General features: G+C 58.7%; 17 protein-coding genes and 3 pseudogenes. 9 read left to right on the forward strand and 11 right to left on the reverse strand.

From position 1 onward, the window contains the following. The first annotated feature begins 5 nt into the window (after nucleotides 1-5). The gene (locus NTD84_RS01730; RefSeq protein WP_262163050.1) at nucleotides 6-1544 is read left to right on the forward strand and encodes a cryptochrome/photolyase family protein; all 1539 of its coding nucleotides are present in this window, start codon (nucleotides 6-8) and stop codon (nucleotides 1542-1544) included. A gap of 53 nt (nucleotides 1545-1597) precedes the next feature. Here NTD84_RS01730 and NTD84_RS01735 read toward each other — a convergent pair. Beyond that, nucleotides 1598-1933 (reverse strand): annotated as a pseudogene (locus tag NTD84_RS01735) (helix-turn-helix transcriptional regulator); the annotation flags it as partial. Here NTD84_RS01735 and NTD84_RS29875 point away from each other — a divergent pair. Continuing rightward, nucleotides 1934-2053, forward strand: a pseudogene (locus NTD84_RS29875) (alpha/beta hydrolase); the annotation flags it as partial. Between the two features lie 119 nt (nucleotides 2054-2172). Here the strand turns inward: NTD84_RS29875 and NTD84_RS01740 are convergent. Next, nucleotides 2173-3129 (reverse strand): threonine dehydratase, encoded by a 957-nt coding sequence (locus NTD84_RS01740; protein ID WP_262163051.1) that lies wholly within the window; start codon nucleotides 3127-3129, stop codon nucleotides 2173-2175. 97 nt (nucleotides 3130-3226) lie between these two features. On the opposite strand from NTD84_RS01740, the gene NTD84_RS01745 reads away from it, so the two are divergent. Next, the gene (locus tag NTD84_RS01745) at nucleotides 3227-4036 is read left to right on the forward strand and encodes a helix-turn-helix transcriptional regulator (RefSeq protein ID WP_262163273.1); all 810 of its coding nucleotides are present in this window, start codon (nucleotides 3227-3229) and stop codon (nucleotides 4034-4036) included. On the opposite strand, the gene map is transcribed toward NTD84_RS01745, so the two are convergent. Then, nucleotides 4033-4821, reverse strand: coding sequence for a type I methionyl aminopeptidase (gene map, locus NTD84_RS01750; RefSeq protein ID WP_262163053.1), 789 nt, complete (start codon nucleotides 4819-4821; stop codon nucleotides 4033-4035). The genes NTD84_RS01745 and map overlap by 4 nt on opposite strands. After that, nucleotides 4818-5084 carry a ParD-like family protein gene (locus NTD84_RS01755; protein ID WP_262163055.1) on the reverse strand — a complete coding sequence of 89 codons (267 nt, stop codon included), beginning with the start codon at nucleotides 5082-5084 and terminating at the stop codon, nucleotides 4818-4820. Before NTD84_RS01755 ends, map begins: the two co-directional genes overlap by 4 nt. Nucleotides 5085-5237: 153 nt before the next feature. Between NTD84_RS01755 and NTD84_RS01760 the strand changes: the two genes are divergently transcribed. The 3 genes from NTD84_RS01760 to NTD84_RS01770 all read left to right on the forward strand — a co-directional run bounded on the left by NTD84_RS01760 (nucleotide 5238) and on the right by NTD84_RS01770 (nucleotide 7023). Further along, nucleotides 5238-5540: an ArsR/SmtB family transcription factor gene (locus tag NTD84_RS01760; RefSeq protein ID WP_262163057.1), complete on the forward strand. Its 303-nt coding sequence runs from the start codon at nucleotides 5238-5240 to the stop codon at nucleotides 5538-5540. 155 nt (nucleotides 5541-5695) lie between these two features. After that, entirely contained in the window at nucleotides 5696-6685 is a 990-nt protein-coding gene (locus NTD84_RS01765) for a zinc-dependent alcohol dehydrogenase family protein (protein WP_262163059.1), read from the forward strand. 26 nt (nucleotides 6686-6711) lie between these two features. Continuing rightward, entirely contained in the window at nucleotides 6712-7023 is a 312-nt protein-coding gene (locus NTD84_RS01770; RefSeq protein ID WP_262163061.1) for an antibiotic biosynthesis monooxygenase family protein, read from the forward strand. A 131-nt stretch (nucleotides 7024-7154) separates the two neighbouring features. On the opposite strand, the pseudogene NTD84_RS01775 reads toward NTD84_RS01770, so the two are convergent. Together NTD84_RS01775 and NTD84_RS01780 are read right to left on the reverse strand one after the other, a co-directional pair. Further along, nucleotides 7155-7342 (reverse strand): annotated as a pseudogene (locus NTD84_RS01775) (MFS transporter); the annotation flags it as partial. Between the two features lie 77 nt (nucleotides 7343-7419). Further along, complete coding sequence (locus NTD84_RS01780; protein WP_262163274.1) at nucleotides 7420-8130, reverse strand: FadR/GntR family transcriptional regulator; 711 nt, start codon at nucleotides 8128-8130, stop codon at nucleotides 7420-7422. Between the two features lie 416 nt (nucleotides 8131-8546). Here NTD84_RS01780 and NTD84_RS01785 point away from each other — a divergent pair, with 416 nt between their 5' ends. The 3 genes from NTD84_RS01785 to NTD84_RS01795 all read left to right on the forward strand — a co-directional run bounded on the left by NTD84_RS01785 (nucleotide 8547) and on the right by NTD84_RS01795 (nucleotide 11693). Then, nucleotides 8547-9908 (forward strand): MFS transporter, encoded by a 1362-nt coding sequence (locus NTD84_RS01785; RefSeq protein ID WP_262163277.1) that lies wholly within the window; start codon nucleotides 8547-8549, stop codon nucleotides 9906-9908. 48 nt (nucleotides 9909-9956) lie between these two features. Further along, nucleotides 9957-11309, forward strand: coding sequence for a glucarate dehydratase (gene gudD, locus NTD84_RS01790; protein ID WP_262163063.1), 1353 nt, complete (start codon nucleotides 9957-9959; stop codon nucleotides 11307-11309). 117 nt (nucleotides 11310-11426) lie between these two features. After that, the gene (locus tag NTD84_RS01795; RefSeq protein WP_262163065.1) at nucleotides 11427-11693 is read left to right on the forward strand and encodes a hypothetical protein; all 267 of its coding nucleotides are present in this window, start codon (nucleotides 11427-11429) and stop codon (nucleotides 11691-11693) included. A 99-nt stretch (nucleotides 11694-11792) separates the two neighbouring features. On the opposite strand, the gene NTD84_RS01800 is transcribed toward NTD84_RS01795, so the two are convergent. The 5 genes from NTD84_RS01800 to NTD84_RS01820 all read right to left on the reverse strand — a co-directional run bounded on the left by NTD84_RS01800 (nucleotide 11793) and on the right by NTD84_RS01820 (nucleotide 18467). Then, the gene (locus NTD84_RS01800; protein ID WP_262163068.1) at nucleotides 11793-13121 is read right to left on the reverse strand and encodes an APC family permease; all 1329 of its coding nucleotides are present in this window, start codon (nucleotides 13119-13121) and stop codon (nucleotides 11793-11795) included. Between the two features lie 144 nt (nucleotides 13122-13265). Next, nucleotides 13266-14591, reverse strand: coding sequence for an alginate export family protein (locus NTD84_RS01805; protein ID WP_262163071.1), 1326 nt, complete (start codon nucleotides 14589-14591; stop codon nucleotides 13266-13268). 167 nt (nucleotides 14592-14758) lie between these two features. Next, nucleotides 14759-16393 (reverse strand): amidohydrolase, encoded by a 1635-nt coding sequence (locus NTD84_RS01810; RefSeq protein ID WP_262163074.1) that lies wholly within the window; start codon nucleotides 16391-16393, stop codon nucleotides 14759-14761. A 52-nt stretch (nucleotides 16394-16445) separates the two neighbouring features. Continuing rightward, nucleotides 16446-17546: a polyamine ABC transporter substrate-binding protein gene (locus tag NTD84_RS01815; protein ID WP_262163075.1), complete on the reverse strand. Its 1101-nt coding sequence runs from the start codon at nucleotides 17544-17546 to the stop codon at nucleotides 16446-16448. Nucleotides 17547-17651: 105 nt separating this feature from the next. After that, nucleotides 17652-18467: a carbon-nitrogen hydrolase family protein gene (locus NTD84_RS01820; protein ID WP_262163077.1), complete on the reverse strand. Its 816-nt coding sequence runs from the start codon at nucleotides 18465-18467 to the stop codon at nucleotides 17652-17654. Nucleotides 18468-18543 lie beyond the last annotated feature (76 nt).

Consider the following 18543-nt stretch of genomic DNA (forward strand, 5'->3'; position numbering starts at 1 on the left):
TTCCAATGAACAAGACTCACCGACTCTGCCTGGTCTTGGGCGACCAGTTGTCATTTGACCTGGCCTCATTGAAGGGGCTGGATCAGCAGCGCGATACGGTTTTGCTGGTGGAGGTGATGGAGGAAGCCAGCCATGTGCCCCATCATCCGCAAAAAATCGCATTGATCTTCAGTGCCATGCGCCATTTTGCCGAGGCGTTGCAGCAGCGTGGCATCCGCGTGCAATACGTCACGCTCGATGACCCACAAAACAGTGGCTCGGTGCCGGGCGAGTTACGCCGCTGGCAGTCGCTGTTGCAAGCGGATGAGTTGCACCTGACAGAATGCGGTGACTGGCGCCTGGAGCAGTCGCTGAAAGACAGTGGCTTGGCGATCGAGTGGCATGCCGATGGCCGTTTTCTCTGCAGCCGACTCGAATTCGCCTCTTGGGCCGAAGGCAAAAAGCAGCTGCGCATGGAGTTTTTCTACCGTGAGATGCGGCGCAAGAGTGGTCTGTTGCTCAACGGCGACGGCAGTCCGGTCGGCGGCGCCTGGAACTTTGATGTCGAAAACCGCAAGGCATTGCCCAAAGGCGTAAGAGCGCCCTCGCCCCTGCGCTTTCCGGCCGATGCGATCACCCGGAACGTGCTGGCGCTGGTCGCAAAAAACTTCTCCGCCCACTATGGCGCCCTCGACACGTTCGATTATCCGGTCACCCACGCCGAGGCCCAGGCTTTATGGGACTACTTCCTCGACTGGGGCTTGGCAGCGTTCGGCGACTACCAGGACGCGATGGCCAGTGATGAACCCTTCCTGTTTCATGCGCGGATCAGCGCTGCACTGAACATTGGCCTGCTGGATCTGCGTCAGCTGTGCAGCGACGTCGAGGCGGCGTATTGGGCGCACCGGATTCCACTGAACGCCGCCGAAGGCTTTATCCGCCAACTCATCGGCTGGCGTGAATACGTTCGGGGCGTCTACTGGCTGAAAATGCCCGACTACGCCAGCGGTAACCTGTTTGGCAACAGCAGGCCGCTTCCAGAATTCTATTGGACGGGCGAGACAAAGATGAACTGCATGGGTCAGGCGATCGGCCAAAGTCTGAAACACGCCTATGCCCACCACATCCAGCGGCTGATGGTCACCGGCAACTTTGCGCTGCTGGCCGGCATCGCCCCGAATCAGATTTGCGAGTGGTACCTGGCGATCTACATGGACGCCTTCGACTGGGTCGAACTCCCCAATACATTGGGCATGGTCATGCACGCCGATGGCGGTTACCTCGGCTCCAAGCCTTACTGCGCCAGTGGCCAATACATCAAGCGCATGTCTGACTACTGCCGCAACTGTGCGTACAAAGTCAGTGAAAGCACGACGGACGACGCCTGCCCTTTCAACGCCCTCTACTGGCATTTCCTGATGCGTCACCGCGACCTGCTGCGTAGCAACCAGCGCATGGGCATAGTCTACAAAAACCTCGACCGGATGACTGAACCCAAGCAGCAAGCGCTGTGGGATCGGGGACAAAAACTGCTCGCCAAACTCGACGCAGGTCAGTCGTTTTGAAGGACTGACTTCATCGGCGGGAGCATTGCAGGTACTCCCGCCTTCCCCTGGGTTCAGACCGCCGCATAACTATCCACTACCCGCCGATACTGGCTGGGTGAAGCGCCAATATGCTGACGGAAAAACCGGGTGAAATGACCTTGCTCAGAGAACCCGAGATTCTCCGACAACAGGCCCAAGGTTCCACTGCGTTCACGCTCCAGCCAGGCAAAAGCCCGGCGCATGCGCGCATCGTTCAGCAGCAGTGTCGGGGTCATGCCGGTATCTTTCTTGAACAGCGCAAAGAAGTGCGCTCGAGACAGACCACACGCCCGCGCGGCGTTATCGATCGGGTTTGAATCATCGAGGTGCTCAAGCAACCAGGCGGTGCCACGGCGTACGCGCAATTCGCACTGACGCCCCACGTGATTGTCGAAACCGAGAGCCTCGATGGCATTCGCCATACCACCGAGGTGTGGCACCAGGGCGAATTGCGCGAACGCCTGGCACGCCACCATGGGACCAATGTTAGACGCTGCAAACCAACAAGGTGTTTGAACTTGATCGTAACGGGCAGACGACGACGCTTTGATTCAGGCCTGGCGGATCTGGACCGGCGCGCTGCGACTGATCGCTGACACTGCCCTGATCACCCAATCACCCTCACATACACCGCCCGATCAACATTCCCCCCCGACAGAATCACCCCGACCTTTTTCCCCTCCATCACGCCACGCTCCTGAATAAGCGCCGCCAATGCCGCCGCCCCTGCCCCCTCAGCCAGGTTATGGGTATCGGTGTAATACACACGCATGGCCTCGGCAATCTGGCCATCGTTGACCGCCACGATGCGCGCCGCACCCGCTGCGTAGATGGCGAAGGCTTCGGGAATCGGTTTGCGCACCGCGAGGCCGTCGGCAAAGGTATTCGCCGAAGGGGTTTCGCAGAGGTTGCCGGTTTCAAACGATAACTTGGCCGCCGCAGCCTCCGTGGAGACCACGCCCACCACCTGCGTCTTCAGGCCCAGCGCATCGCGGGCAGCGATGACCGCGCAAATCCCCGAGCCGCAGCCGATCGGCACGTAGACGGTATCGAGGTCCGGCGCCGCGGTGAACAGCTCCAGCGCATAGGTGGATACGCCTTTGACCAGCTCGGTGTGGAACGGTGGCACCAGGTAGAGGTCCTGCGCTTGCGCCAGGCGCGCGGCCTGTTCACGGGCTTCATCGAAGTCGCGGCCATACTCGACCACTTCGCCGCCGAAGCCGCGCATGGCGTTGTTCTTTTCTACCGAATTGCCTTCCGGGACGACGATCAATGCGCGCAAGCCCAGTGCGCTGGCCGCCAGGGCCAGGCTCTGGCCATGGTTGCCGCGGGTGGCGGTGACAATGCCTTTCACGCCAGGGTGTTCGCGTTTGAGCCAGTGCATGAAGGTAATGCCACCGCGCACTTTGAACGCACCGGTCGGGGTGTGGTTTTCATGTTTGACCCACACCGTGCAGCCCAACCGCTCAGCCAGCAACGGCCAGGCGTACTGAGCGGTGGCGGGCATGACCTGGTAAACCTGGCGAGCCGCTTGTTCGATATCGTCGCGTGTCAGGGTGTACATGAGCCGTCTCCTTGAGGTTTTTTCCCAGTCTAGGCAGAAGCGCCACCCGTTGGCTTTCAAAAAACTGACCTGACTTTTGCCCCGCCTCCCCCTTACTATGGTGCTCATGAGCCATCGAAATCGCCCGCAGCCACCGCTTAAAGCCGAACCGGTCCGCCGCGTCGAAGCCGGCCCGTGGGCGATCGAGTTGTTGCCCGGTTCGGCCTACGCGACCCGCTATGTCGCGAGCCATCCGGCGATCGGCTTTGCCTTCGACAGCCAGCGAGGTGTGCATGCCATCGGCAGCGACCGGGTGCAGCCGTTCGTGGCGACGCCTAACAGCCTGGCGTTCGTCCCGGTGGGTTGTGATGTGTTGTCCGAGTCGTCCAGCGGCGGCGAATACCTGCGAGTCGTGCACACGCAGGGCATGGAACTGATCGGCGACCGGGCCTTCAACAATCGCATCGATCCACAGGCCAGCCTCCTTGCGCTGCGAATGCGCAGTGCGCTGTTGCGTGGCTCGGTGGATGACGATTGGGAGGCGTGGGCACTCGCGTTGACCGAACGCGCGCAGGATCACCAAGCCTTGTCGGCATCGTCCCGAAGTTCAATCACCGCCAGCCGCCTGCACCTGCTCGATGAGTTCATCGACGCTGGCCTTGAGGGTCCGCTGAGTGTGCAGGCGATGGCGGGATTGCTGGAGTTGTCCGAAGGATTTTTCATGCGTGCGTTCAAGCAGGCGACGGGCAAAAGCCCGCACAGTTACCTGATCGACCGACGCCTGGCCAAGGCCCGTGCGCTGCTGCGCGACTCAACCGCCAGCCTGTCGCAGATCGCGCTCGCCTGCGGCTTCAACTCCCAGGCGCACATGGCCACCGCCTTCAAGCAACGCCTTGGCGTGAGCCCGGCGCAACTGCGCAAAGGTTAGATGGCAGGGTATTCATCGAGCGTGTCAGGCCAGGCCGACAGCACCTGAAAACCGTCTTCGGTGACCGCGACCATGTGCTCCCACTGCGCCGACAGTGAGTTGTCCCGGGTGACGACCGTCCAGCCGTCGGCCAGGGTTTTGACGTGGCGCTTGCCCGCATTCAGCATCGGCTCGATGGTGAAAATCATGCCGGCCTTCAGCTTCAGTCCTTGCCCCGGATAGCCGTAATGCAAGATCTGCGGTTCATCGTGATAGACCTTGCCGATCCCGTGACCGCAGTACTCGCGCACAACGCTGAAGCCGTCCCTTTCCGCGACCGTTTGAATGGCATGACCGATATCGCCCAATGTGGCGCCGGGGCGCACGACGCGAATACCGGCGCACATGGCTTCGTAGGTGGTCTTGACCAGACGTCTGGCCTCCGGGCTCGGCTCGCCGACGAAGTACATGCGACTGGTGTCGCCATACCAACCGTCCTTTTTCACCGCGATGTCGATGTTCACGATATCGCCATCCTGCAGCACGGCGGCCGAAGGCAGACCATGACAAACCACCTGGTTGACCGAGGTCAGCACGGTTTTCGGGTAGCCGAGATAGCCGATGTTGCCCGGAATGGCTTTCTGCACGTTGACGATGTAGTCGTGGCAGAGCCGATCCAGTTCATCGGTGGTCACCCCGGCTTTCACATGGGGGGCGATCATGGCCAGCACCTCGGCCGCCAGCGCTCCGGCAGCGCGTGACTTGGCGATTTCCGCCGGGGTCTTGATCGGGACGTTCACCTTCATTTCCTGGCTCCGGCTGCTGCCTGACGTTGCGGGCTGGCCGAGTCGTCCGCAAGAGCGCAGAGCTTTTCCAGGTCCAGACCACCTTCCAGTTCGGCACGAATCAGCAGTCGGCAGATATCGCTGTGATCAAGGTTGGGGTGTAATTCCGCCAGCATGCCGATGCGCATCCAGTGCTCGGCCTGAGCGTTGATCGAGCGACTGAGCGCATCACTGGCGACTCGAAGGTGCTCATGCATGTCTTCTGAAATTTTAACGATACCCATGGGACCCACTATATGAAATGCATATGGATCGTATATTAGCGATTTTTAGTGTGAAATCAAATTTTCGGGATGGTGGGCTGGGCTCCTCCGCTGAAATCTGACGCTGTAGATTCTTGCATTGACATATCGGTAAATGTCGATATTCTCGGCCTCATGGAATTACTCGAAATATTTAAAGCCCTCTCAAACCGTACACGCCTTGAAATCTTGAAAGGTTTGAAGGATCCGGCCAAGAACTTCCCTCCGCAGGATGAAGGTGACGTTCATACGGTGGGCGTCTGTGTCAGCAGTATTCAAGAAGGCGTCGGACTGTCGCAGTCAACGGTGTCCGATTATCTGGCGACGCTGCAACGAGTGGGCCTGGTCGAAGTCCGGCGCATCGGTCAGTGGACCTACTACAAGCGCAATGAAGCAAACATCCGAGTGCTTGCCGAGATCATAGGCAAAGAGCTGTAATTTTTTACCGCGACACATCGACAAATCCCGATATCCCTTTTTATCGAACCGAGGAGTGAACATGGGCTGAGTTCGTAGGGAAAGAACCGTGAATTTTTTTACTACTGTATATCGAGAAATCCCGATATCCCTTATTACCGAAACGAGGATCCATCATGAAAGCGCTGATACTCACATCATTTGGCGGCCCGGAATCGTTCGAACTTCGCGACGTGCCCAAGCCAGTACCGCACACCGGACAAGTCCTTGTCCGGGTCCACGCCACCTCCATCAATCCGCTGGATTACCAGGTGCGCCGTGGCGATTATGCCGACCTGGTGCAACTGCCAGCCATTACCGGGCATGACGTATCCGGTGTTGTCGAAGCCGTCGGGCCGGGCGTGACGACCTTCGCTCCAGGCGATGAAGTCTGGTACACCCCACAAATATTTGACGGGCCAGGCAGTTATGCCGAGTACCACGTTGCGGCCGAAAGCATCGTCGGCAAAAAGCCGCCCTCGCTGAGCCATCTTGAGGCGGCCAGCCTGACGCTGGTCGGCGGGACCGCGTGGGAAGCACTGGTCGTGCGAGCGACGCTTAAAGTAGGAGAAAGCATTCTGGTCCATGGCGGCGCGGGAGGCGTCGGGCATGTCGCGATCCAGCTGGCAAAAGCCATGGGCGCAAGGGTGTTCACCACCGTGCGCGAAGCAAACGCAGACTTCGCCCGAAGCGTGGGGGCCGATGTGATCGTCGACTACGAAAAGGAAGATTACGTCGATGCCGTTCTACGGGAAACGGGTGGCCGCGGAGTCGATGTGGTGTTCGACACCATTGGCGGCAACACATTGTCGCGTAGCCCCGAGGTGCTCGCGCAACTCGGCCGTGTCGCCACGATCGTGGACCTTGCACAGCCTCAAAACCTCGTTCAGGCCTGGGGCAAAAACGCTAGTTATCACTTCGTGTTCACCCGACAAAACCGCGGCAAGCTGGATGAGTTGAGCGCATTGATAGCGCGGGGTCAGCTGCGACCACATGTTGGCGCCGTCTATTCCCTGGCTGACATCCCCCTGGCCCATGCGCGGCTGGAAAGTCCCAACAACGGCCTCCAGGGGAAAATCGCGATTGCGATCGAGCCATCGGCTCATGTCGTCAGCGCGTGTCTTTAACCGTTTAACTCACTTCAAGGATCGCCATGATTTATGAAATCGCTGTGCTCCCCGTTCACAAAGCACACATTGAAACGTTCAGACGCGCATTTGCCGAGGTTGCTCATTTGCTCAGTCGCGCAAAGGGTTACGGCGGCCACGTGCTCGCGCAAGGAATCGAAACACCCCAGGTATTCAACCTGATCGTGCGATGGCAATCACTCGAGGATCACACGCCCGGCTTCGAAGCGAGTGACGACCATCAGATGTTCATGAACGGCCTGGAGGCCTATTTTTCGGACGAACCGACGGTCTACCATATCGAGGGAGAGGCTTTTACCACCGGCCCTGAGTTGTAGCGATCGGATTTGATCTGACAGTTACCCGCTTTGAAGCCTGTGACTGTCAGGTCAAGGTCGGCTGTTCGTCAGGATGATTTTATCGATCCAGATGTTCTTGTCACCGTCAGCTTCAAGTCGCTTTCGGGCGCACCGATGACACTCCCCAGATAGCTTCCCAGGGGTGCGGCCACGACCGTTGCCAACGCATTGCCGCCGTTGAAAATTGCCAGGGCTTGGGCACGCTATGGGACGGGACCAGGCGCATGGCCATTGCCGCCGACATCGACCAGAACCCGCCAATCACCACGCCGATCAGTGCCCGGCCCACCATGTACACCGTTTAGTTTGCTACGGGTCAGTTGCAGCGTTTCCAACACGCCGCAATCGGCCCAACGTTTGGTCTGCGACGACCCTTCAACTTCCCGAAAACCGATCCCGGCTGTTCGTTAAATGCAGCACCATCGCTGCCCGCGCCGCATCGGGATCCTGGCGCTTGATCGCGTTGAATATCGCTTCATGCTCCAGGTTCGCCACGTACCCCAATTGCGAAAAGTCAGCGCCACCGCGCTCGTCGACCTTCACCTGAGTACGCGGGATCATCGCGTTGCCCAAGTGCTGCATGATCTCGGTGAAAAAGGTATTGCCGGTAGCCTCGGCAATCAGTTGATGAAAGCGCTTGTCCTCCTCCACGCAACTGTCGTTATTGGCCAACGACGCCTGGTAGTCGCTCAAGGCCTGACGCATACGGGAGAGTTGATCGTCGGTTCGGCGGACCGCTGCCAGCGCAACGGCCTGTACCTCCAGCCCCAAACGCAGCTCAAGCATGTTTCTGACACTGGCCACGGTGTCCACATGCAGGCGCAGTCCTGACCGCGATTGCTGCTCCAGCACAAACGTCCCTATGCCGTGCCGTGTTTCCACGAGCCCGGAAGCCTGTAGCTTGGAGATAGCCTCCCTGACCACGGTGCGGCTCACGCCATGCTCGGAAACGATGGTGCTTTCCGAAGGCAGTTTTTCGCCGGGGTGTAATTGCCCGAGCAAGATGCGCTGTGTCAGCGCTTCAACCAAGCCTTGAGCCAGATTAGCGGAACGTCTGCGGACCGGAACCCCACCTTCACTTTGCATTTTTTTGAGTCCGAAAAAGTTAGCTTTCAAGAGCTTAACACCTGCCAAGGGGTTGCTGGCTAACGTAGGCGTGCTCTGCCCAGCCTACGAGCAATTTCGTTCAACTTGTATGACAACATATCCCATAAGCATCGCTCGCCCGGTAACTGTCGATCTCTCCGTATGCGCCACCCTGCTGATCTCCTTCACAAAAAAAAAAGTGAAATAGCTAGCAACTACGGAACCAAAATAGCTTAAATAACTTTTATCAGCTTCCATTATGCAAACAAAAACAGATCGCCGCATTGTGAAGAAAAAATTCAACTTGTATGATGTCTATCAACGTGACGCATCAGGCATCTCAACGAAAACAAGCGATACAGCCATCGGCATCACGCTCAAACCCGCATAAAAATAATCAGTGGGAGATTTGAATGGTGAACAATTCAAGCAATGCATCTGTCGTTCCAGAAGGTGACTCGGTACTCGCGCGCGCCGTGAGCAAAGTGAAGAGGCATGTCCTGCCACTCTTCGTCATCATGTTCATCCTCAACTACATCGACCGGGTCAATATCGGTTTCGTGCGCACGCACATGGAACATGATCTCGGCATCGGCGCTGCGGCCTACGGGCTGGGTGCTGGCCTGTTCTTCATCGGCTACGCCCTCTTCGAAGTGCCTTCCAACATGCTCCTGCAAAAAGTCGGAGCGCGCATCTGGCTGACCCGGATCATGTTCACCTGGGGCATCGTCGCCACGATGATGGCGTTCATCCAGAACGAAACCCATTTCTACATCCTGCGCTTCCTGCTGGGCGTCGCTGAAGCGGGCTTCTTTCCCGGCGTGATTTACTACTTCACTCGCTGGTTGCCAGGCGTCGAACGCGGCAAGGCCATCGCCATTTTCCTCAGTGGTTCCGCGGTTGCTTCGCTGATTTCAGGCCCGCTGTCCGGTGCCCTGTTGCAAATTGAAGGCTTCGGTTTTCACGGCTGGCAATGGATGTTCGCTATTGAAGGCCTGGCCTCTGTGGCGCTGGGCTTCTTTGTCTGGTTCTGGCTTGACTCCAAACCGCATGACGCCAAATGGATGAGCCTTGAAGAACAGGATGCCCTGGTGGACGCCATCGAGCAGGAGCAGCGTCAGCGCGAAGCGCTGACCACCGTCAAACCAACCATTGGCAAACTGCTCAAGGATCGCCAGATCCTGCTGTTTTGCGCCTTGTACTTCTGCATTCAGTTGACCATCTACGCCGCCACCTTCTGGCTCCCCAGCATCATCAAGAAGATGGGCGACCTGACTGACGTGCAGGTGGGTTTCTTCAACTCGATTCCCTGGCTGATCTCGATCATCGCCATGTACGCCTTCGCTTCGCTGTCGGGCAAATTCAAGTTCCAGCAGGCCTGGGTCGCGGCTGCGCTGTTGATTGCAGCAGCCGGCATGTTCATGTCCACCAGCGGCGGGCCGATCTTCGCCTTCGTCGCCATCTGTTTTGCCGCCATTGGCTTCAAGTCCGCCTCTTCGTTGTTCTGGCCAATTCCCCAAGGCTATCTGGATGCGCGGATCGCCGCCGCCGTCATCGCACTGATCAACTCGATCGGCAACCTGGGCGGTTTCGCGGCACCGACAACCTTTGGCTTCCTCGAACAGACAACCGGTTCGATCCAGGGTGGCCTTTATGGCCTGGCCGGCACCTCGGTGCTCGCCGCGATCCTGGTGTTCTTTGCCAAGACTTCGCCAACACCATCAGCCCTGCTGACGCCGCCGACGCCCCTTGCAACAGGCGCGACCGTCAGCAAATAACACCCCACCCTATTGATTGCTGAACAACCTTATCCGCAGGAACCTGCCATGAACGCTGAACACGCTGCCAACACCACCCGAACACCTGTCGTCACCAGTTTTCAGGTCGTACCCGTCGCCGGCCACGACAGCATGCTGTTGAACCTGAGCGGCGCCCACGGCCCGTTTTTCACCCGCAACATCGTGATTATCAAAGACAGCTGCGGTAACACCGGCGTCGGCGAAGTGCCGGGTGGCGAGCGCATACGCGAAACGCTTGAAGACGCTCGTAGCCTGGTCATGGGCCAGCCCATTGGTCAGTACCAACGCATCCTCAACCAGATGCGTAGCACCTTTGCATCGAGAGACGCCGCCGGTCGCGGCCTGCAAACCTTTGACCTGCGTATCGCTATTCATGCGGTGACGGCCATGGAAGCCGCCCTGCTCGACCTGCTGGGTCAATTCCTCGAGGTGCCGGTCGCCGCGTTGCTGGGCGAAGGCCAGCAGCGCGATGCGGTGAAGATGCTCGGCTACCTGTTCTACATCGGTGACCGCAACGTCACCGACCTGGCCTATCGCAACGAGGCCGACGCTGAAGACGAATGGTTCCGAGTGCGTCACGAGAAGGCCATGACCGCCGAAGCCGTCGTGCGCCTGGCCGAAGCAGCGAAAGCGAAATACGGCTTCAACGACTTCAAGCTCAAGGGCGGCGTGTTGAGCGGCGATGAAGAAATCGAAGCGGTCACGGCGCTGGCTGAGCGTTTTCCCGATGCCCGTATCACCCTCGACCCGAACGGCGCCTGGTCGCTCAAGGAAGCCATCCGTTTGTGCCGGGACCAGCATCACGTGCTCGCCTACGCTGAAGATCCCTGCGGTGCGGAAAACGGTTATTCAGGCCGCGAAGTGATGGCTGAATTCCGCCGTGCAACGGGGCTGAAAACCGCCACCAACATGATCGCGACCGATTGGCGCGAAATGGGCCACGCCATCCAGTTGCAATCGGTCGACATCCCGCTGGCCGACCCGCACTTCTGGACGATGCAGGGCTCGGTCCGGGTTGCTCAGATGTGCCACGAATGGAATCTGACCTGGGGCTCTCATTCCAATAACCACTTCGATATCTCGTTGGCGATGTTCACCCAAGTGGCGGCCGCCGCACCCGGAGAAATCACCGCCATCGACACGCACTGGATCTGGCAGGACGGCCAACGCCTGACCAGGCAGCCGCTGCAGATCGAAGGGGGCTACGTCAAGGTTCCGACCCAGCATGGCTTGGGCGTAGACATCGACATGGACGCCGTGGCCAAGGCGCACGAACTGTACAAGGGCATGGGCCTCGGCGCGCGGGACGACAGCGTCGCAATGCAGTTTTTGATTCCGGGCTGGCGCTTCGATAACAAACAGCCTTGCCTGGTGCGCTGATCCACAAAGTCACGCTCTCGACGCAAAAAAAATGAACCGCTTTTGGACGCGCTCGCCTAACGATCAGCGTGTGGAGATTTCCGCAGGCATTCTGCCAATACCGGCATACTCGCAGAGGTGGTCAACGTGGCTAAAGACGAAAAGAAAAGCAAAGGTGAGTCTTCAAAAGCCAGCAAGGATTTGAAAGACAAAAAATCATCACCGGAAAAGAAATCAGCGGCGGCGTCGGCTCTTTCGAAATCTTCCGATAAGAAAGACAAGAAAAAAGACGCCGAACCAAAGAAATCTGCAAAAAAAGCTGACAGCAAGCCCGAAAAGGCCAAGAAATCAGAGAAGGCTGAGAAGGCTGAGAAGGCTGAAAAGCCGGCGAAAAAGAAAAAGTGATGTCTGCGGTGTGCTAGGGCTTTACGCCCTAGCCGCTTCACTGCGTTGCCTTTGATAGCTGTCAACGTTGAAGTAACGTCAACTGTTCAAGTGCAACCCCTATGCTCGCTCATTCATGTTCACTTCCGGTGTGGGTTGGCGGAAGCCGCGTGTCAGCCAAACAAGGTACATCACGCCAATCGCCAGCCAGCCAAGCCCGATGGTGATCGCTGTCGTGCTCAGTTGGCTGACCAGATAGAGGTTTACGCCCATACCCAGCAGCGGAAACAGCAGATAACCCACCAGCCCGAGTCGGCAGGTTGAGCGATTGCGGCAGAAGTAACAGATGACACACAGATTGACTGCGGTGAATCCGAGGAACGCGCCGAAGTTGATGAATGAGGTTGCCATTTCAACCGTGGTGTTCAAGCCGATCAACCCGATGACACTGGTAAACAGCACGCTGAAAACCGGTGTACGGGTTTTCGGGTGCAACGTACCGAACAGCGGCCTGGGCAGCACATTCGCCCGCCCCATGAAGTACAGCAAACGGCTGGTGCTGAGCTGCACGATGAGCCCCGAGGCAAACCCGGAGACGATGAAACCCAGGTTGAGCCAATCTGCAAAACCACCCCCGCCGACTTCAACGGACGTCAGGTAGGAAGCGATCTGCGCGTCCACGAACACGCCGCCGGGGTGAACCAATTGCATGATGTACGCCACGAGCGCAAACAGCAGCCCCGCCGTGGCCATCACCCAAACCACCGCCCGTGGAATGTTACGTGCAGCGTCTCGTGTGTCCTCGGCCATGGTGGTGACCGCATCGAACCCCAGGTAGGAATAGGCTGCCACTGCGGCGGCGGCCGATACACCGACGAGCGTACTGCTGGTGTTCCATAGCGGCTCGGTCAGGGAAACGGGTGGCTGATGCAGCAGATACTTCAGACAGAACACCACGAACAACAACACCAGGAGAATGCCCAGTCCGGTCAGCAATTTGTTGGTTCGATCAGCCAGGCTCAACCCCATGACGTTGACCAGGGTCGTCAGCACGATATTGACCAGCATCCAGCCCCACACGGGGATTGCCGGGAACTGCACGTTGAGGAAAACCGATTGGACCAGCCAGGCGACCATGGGCATGAACAGGTAGTCCAGCAAGACTAACCAGCCAACCAGAAATCCGCCTTGGCTACCCAGCATTTGCCGAGCGTAAAAATAGGCTGAGCCGGAAACAGGAAAGAGCCTGGCCATTTTGGCGTAGCTCAGTGCAGACAAGAGCATGGCACCGGTTGCCAGCAGGAAAGCGCTGGGCGCAGTACCGCCGCTGACGTGGGCGATGACGCCGAAAATGACCAGCACCAGGCTGGGCGCCATGTAAGCCAGACCGAACAGCACCACGGAGGTGAGGCTGAGACTTGCGGTCAAATTGACGGGTTTGTGAGCCATCTCAAACCTCCCTTTCGAGCGTCAGCGTGGAGAGGCGGCCGGGAGGGGCTTCGTGGGGTTCTGCAACTGCATTGATCACGGCGGGTTTCCTGTCGTTGATGAAAGCGGACGCAGCCAGCCGGGCTGCACCGCTTCGGATTGGGCTCAATAGCGGTAGGAGATGAACATCTCGATGGCGCTGAAGTCGTCGTTACCGTAGGTTTCGCGGGCCGCCGCCAATGGCTTGACCCAGTTGTACGAGACGCTGGTGTAAACGCTGGGTGTCGGGGTCCATTCAAGGAATACGACGTTCTCGTCGGCGAAGCGTCGATCGCTGACTGCGACACCATTGAGCATCTTTTCATCCAGATCGAACTGGTAATGAATGCCGCCCAGGCTAACGGTGGGCGTCAGGTGGGTGCGCATAGTCCACTGACTGACGCGCTCATTGCTGTTGAACAGCAGATAATTGCCGACTACGTCGCCAATCAGCCAGGTACCCCAGTCGACGTAGCCCTTGCTGAGCGGGTCCCAGGCTTTCTTTTTGGTATCGGTGGGGTCGTCGTCACCGGAGAAGTACGCATAGCGGTAACTCAACAGTGGCTGCAGCGGAAACGAGGGGAACGCATAGTCAGCCTGGGCGTACCAGGCGCGGGCATCGTAGTCGACACCAGCACCGCTGCCGCGCTCGACTGCGTACTCGCCATGCAGCGTCAGGTCATCCAGACCGGGCACCTTGCCCTGCAACGCACGCAGGTTATAGACCTGCATGCCCTCGCGCGGGTTCTGGATATTGGCTTCGCGGTCCAGTGAATTCACCTTCATCGCCATGGCCCCCAGCGTCACCGCACCGGCCAGGTCGTAATCGACGTTCAGGCCGTTCATGCGAAAGTCACCGAGATCGTCGTCCGTGCGCAAACTGAAGGCCTGGGCGCTGAGGCGATCATGGCTGTAACGGACAATGGCGGAATCGCGGAATGCTGTTCGCGGGCCAATCCAGTACGCGGCATCGTCAAAGAAATCGAGGTTGCCATCCATGACGATGAACCCTGTGCCGACCTTGAAGTCCTGCCGTCCGGCGCTGAACGTCCAATCGCCCTTGCGTACACCGGCGTAGAACGCTTCAACGGCAAGGTCATGGTCCGAACTGCGGGTGTAGCCGCCGGCGTCGCCGTCACCCAACGTGGCAGCCCCGACCGCCGACGCGCCACCGAATACTTCAAAGCCCGGATAGAGCTCATAGTTGAGGGTCATTCCGGGTTTCAGGTACATCTCCTGCCAGTCGGCACGCTCGCCGGTGTTGCGGCCGTTGCGCAGGTCTACACGCCCGGAACCAAAGTTAACGTGACGGGCGTTGAGGCTGGCCGCGCCAGCGGCCAGGGTCGCCTCCCCTTTGACGTCGCCCGCGTCGAATGCATACCCCGCAACGGCACATTGGCTGATCAACGCGCCGAGCGCCGAAAGCGTCCGCAATTGGGTGATGAAGGACATACTGATTTCTCCCGATTATTCTTGTTGTATGGCAAAACTGCTGGCGGCGAACGGAGCTCCCCGCGATTCGCACGCACGCGCCAACCTTCAGGCCCGACGGCCCGAAACGAGGGTTGATGTAAGCGGTGAACGGTTGAGTGTGGAGGGCCCCTTTCGGGGCCGTTCAGTCAGCCGAAGTCAGGCGACCGATGTACCTCTTGCCCTTCCAGCAGGGTGAGTAACACTTGGGTCTGGGCGATGCTCCCGGGGTCGATTTCAAACAGATTGCGGTCGAGCACAATCAAATCAGCGTACTTGCCGACGCTGAGGCTGCCGGTGCAGTCATCGCGCCAAGCCGCATGGGCCGCATTGATCGTGTAACCACGGATCGCCTCTTCGATGCTGATGCGATGTTGCGGGTTGTGAACCGGGTCGTCGGGATCGGCCCCCACGTTTTGACGGGTGACGGCCGACTGCAAGATCTCGAACGGATCATAGGTACTGACGCCCCAGTCGCTGCTCATCATGCACGTCACGCCTTTGCGCACGAAGGCGCCGATGGGGAATACCCATTGACTGCGCTCCGGGCCCAACATGGCGTCGGCGATGGCGTCGGCTTCGGGTTGGGGTTGAGCCCACAGGGGCTGGAAATTAGCCAGAATTCCCAAGGACGTGAAGCGAGGAATGTCTGCCGGGGCCACGACTTGCAGGTGTGCCAGTTGGTGGCGCGAATCCCATTTGCCATTTTGTTGCCAGGCATACTCGATCCCGTCCACGGCGGCACGTACTGCACCGTCACCAATGGTGTGAACGTGCAACTGGAATTTCTCCCGATCAAACGCCGCGAAGCAGCTGTTGATCTGGTCCTGGGTAAACATCAACTCGGCATTCCCGCCTGTGTCAGAACGTGGTTCGAGGAACACCGCCGTACCGCTTTCCAGCACACCGTCGAGGAAGAACTTTGCCGAATGCAGGCTGACCCGGTCCCCCTGATAGGTCTCGCGCAGGTCCTTGAGTTCACGAAGTTGCTCGTCCAGCGGCTTGTGTGCGAAGACTTTCGAGGTGGCACGAACCCGCAGCGTCAGGTCACCGCGATCATGGGAGGCCTGATAGTTCTTCATGTAGTTGCGATTGACCATGGCATCCAGCACACCGGTGATGCCGCGTCGGTTGAACGCCTTGCTGTAGTGCCGCATGGCCTCCAGGTACTCGTCGTCCGTGTACCCGGGTGCGATGCGGTTCATCGCCCAGATGGCATCCTCCAACAGCCATCCCTTGGGTGTGTCGTCGGTATTGCGCACGTAGCTACCGTTCTCCGGCTCGGGGCTGCCCGCGGTTATCCCGGCGATCTTGAAGGCGGCGCTGTTGGCCCAGCCGTTGTGGTAATCGTTGGCCAGCATCAGTGCCGGGCGCCCTCCGGTCACGCTGTCCAATAATTCCTTGGTGAGTTCATCCGGACTGAACAGGCTGGAGGAGAAACCGACGCCACGAATCCAGGCCTTGTCGGGATGGCGTTCGGCGAACTCGCGAATGGTCGCCAGCAGTTCGTCAAGGTTGCTGGCGGCGTACAACGACGCATTGTGGTAGAGGTCGGCACTGCTGAGTTGAAAGTGCACATGGGTGTCTTGCAACCCAGGCAGCATCAATTGTCCTTGTGCGTTGATCCTGCGCGTATCGACACCCGCCATGCGTTCGATGTCCATGTTATCGCCCACGGCCACAATGCGCCCTTGATGCACGGCAATGGCCAGGGCCCTGGGCAGGCTTGGGTCCATGGTGTGGATGTCAGCGTGAGTGATGATCAAGTCTACTGCGCGGGTCATGGCAACTCCGGTCATTGCTAGGGTGGTCAGGCGAAGGGTTGGGGGGCGGTACTCAGGTGCCACTTTTCACCTTGCTCCAGAGTCGCGTACGCACGCGTTCCAGTTTGAGCGGCAACGTTTCGAGGGGGTATAGCGTCGCCATGACTTCTTTGGTCGGGTACACCGCCGGGTTGTCCCGCAACTGCGGATCGATGAAGGCCGAGGCGTCCTTGTTGCCATTGGGATAGCCGACGTAGTTGGAACTCTTGGCAATCACTTGCGGGCGCAGCATGTAGTTGATGAAGTCATAGCCCTGCTGCGGGTGGGGGGCATCCTTGAGTAGCACCATGTTCTCAAACCAGACCGGGGCCCCTTCTCGCGGAATGCTGTAGGCCAGTTTGACGCCGTTGTCGGCATGGTCTGCCGTGACTTTCGCGTTGTAGACGGAGCCACCCCAGGCGACCACGGCACAGATATCGCCATTGGCCAGGTCCGTGGTGAATTTTGAGGAGTCGAAATAGCGGATGTAGGGGCGGATCTTGCGCAGCAAGGCCTCGGCCTTGAGGTAATCCTCGGGGTTCTTGCTGTTCGCTGGCAGGCCCAGATAATGCAGCGCGATTGGCACGATCTCTACGGGTGCATCCAGCATCGCCACGCCGCACTGGCTGAGTTTCGAGATGTTTTCCTCTTTGAAGATCAGGTCCCAGGAATCTACCGGAGCGTTCGCTCCCAGCAGTTGTTCAACCTTGGTCTTGTTATAGCCAATGCCTGTCGTACCCCACATATAGGGGACCGCGTAGCGATTGCCCGGATCGTTGCCTTGAAGTTTTGCCAGTACCTCCGGGGCGAGGTGCGACCAGTTGCTCATACGGTCACGATCCAGTTCCTGGATCACTCCGGCCTTCGTCAGGCTGGGCAACAGGTCGTCAGGCACCATCACCACGTCATAACCGGTGCGTCCCGCCATCAACTTGCTTTCCATCACTTCGGCATTGTCGAAGGCATCCCAGATCAACGAGATACCTGTATCCGCCTGGAATTCCTTTGGCGTTTCCGGTGCGAGGAAATCGGACCAGTTATACAAGTGCACACGCGGCGCCTCGGCCCACGCGACACCGAGACTGGTACCGAACAGTGCGACAAGGCTGAACTTCATCAAGCGGGGAAATTTCATGGGATGCTCCTGGCTGGTTGCACATTCTTGCCGAACGCGCCATCAGCTGACGGTTGCTGAATTATTGTTATGTGCTGAGCGAAGCCGGCGGATGTAGCGCCTTGCTTAAGGAATCAGCAGTTCGCGTCGGCCATCCGGATGATCGATACGCTCCCCCGGTAACTGGAAGCGCTGGTCCTTGCGGTAGTCGTAGAGGGCTCTGGCATCGGCCAGTTGCGTCATGTCCAGCTCGATCACATGGCGGCTTTCCTGGCGCCCGCTCTCGAGCAATACCTGCCCGAAAGGATCGACCACGGCACTGCCCCCGGCGAACACCGTATCGTCATCACCCTGGCCGACGCGGTTCACCACGACAGCGAACACCTGGTTTTCCTGGGCACGGGCAGTGATCGAGGTGCGATGCACGTGACCGTAAGGTTCCATGTTGCCATCGGTGACCAGGATCAGTTCTGCGCCAAGGGCCGCCACGGCCCGTGCAGTTTCCGGGAACTCGGTGTCGTAGCAGATCAACAGACCGATGCGCACCCCACGCCATTCCACGGTGCCGTAGCGATCGCCGGGTAATACCAGGCCAGGCTCGGACACCCAGAGATGAGTCTTGCGATAGCTGAGTCGAATACCTTCAGGGGTGATGAAAAGCGTCGTGTTGTAAAAATTCCCCGCGTCGTTTTCGATCAGCCCCACCACCACGGCCACGTCATGCTCATACGCAGCCTGCTGGATGGCCTGAATGTCAGGGGCATCCAGCGACAGTGCCTGTTCGGCAATGTTCTCGTAGTTCAGGAAACCGGTGATCTGCGCTTCGGGAAACAACACGATGTCGGTGTCAGGCGCGCATTGAGCGATAGCATCCAGCGTGCGTCGCAAATTGTGCGCGGTATCACCATCGCGCCCCGCCAGTTGTACGAGTTCAAGCTTCATATTCGGACCTTGTTATCAGGGTAAATCCCGGTCAGGAAGTAAGTGACTTTTGCAAAAGGTCGATGCAATTATGCGT

Origin of the sequence: Pseudomonas sp. 14P_8.1_Bac3, from assembly GCF_025466085.1 — a bacterium.
Taxonomy (GTDB): Bacteria; Pseudomonadota; Gammaproteobacteria; order Pseudomonadales; family Pseudomonadaceae; genus Aquipseudomonas.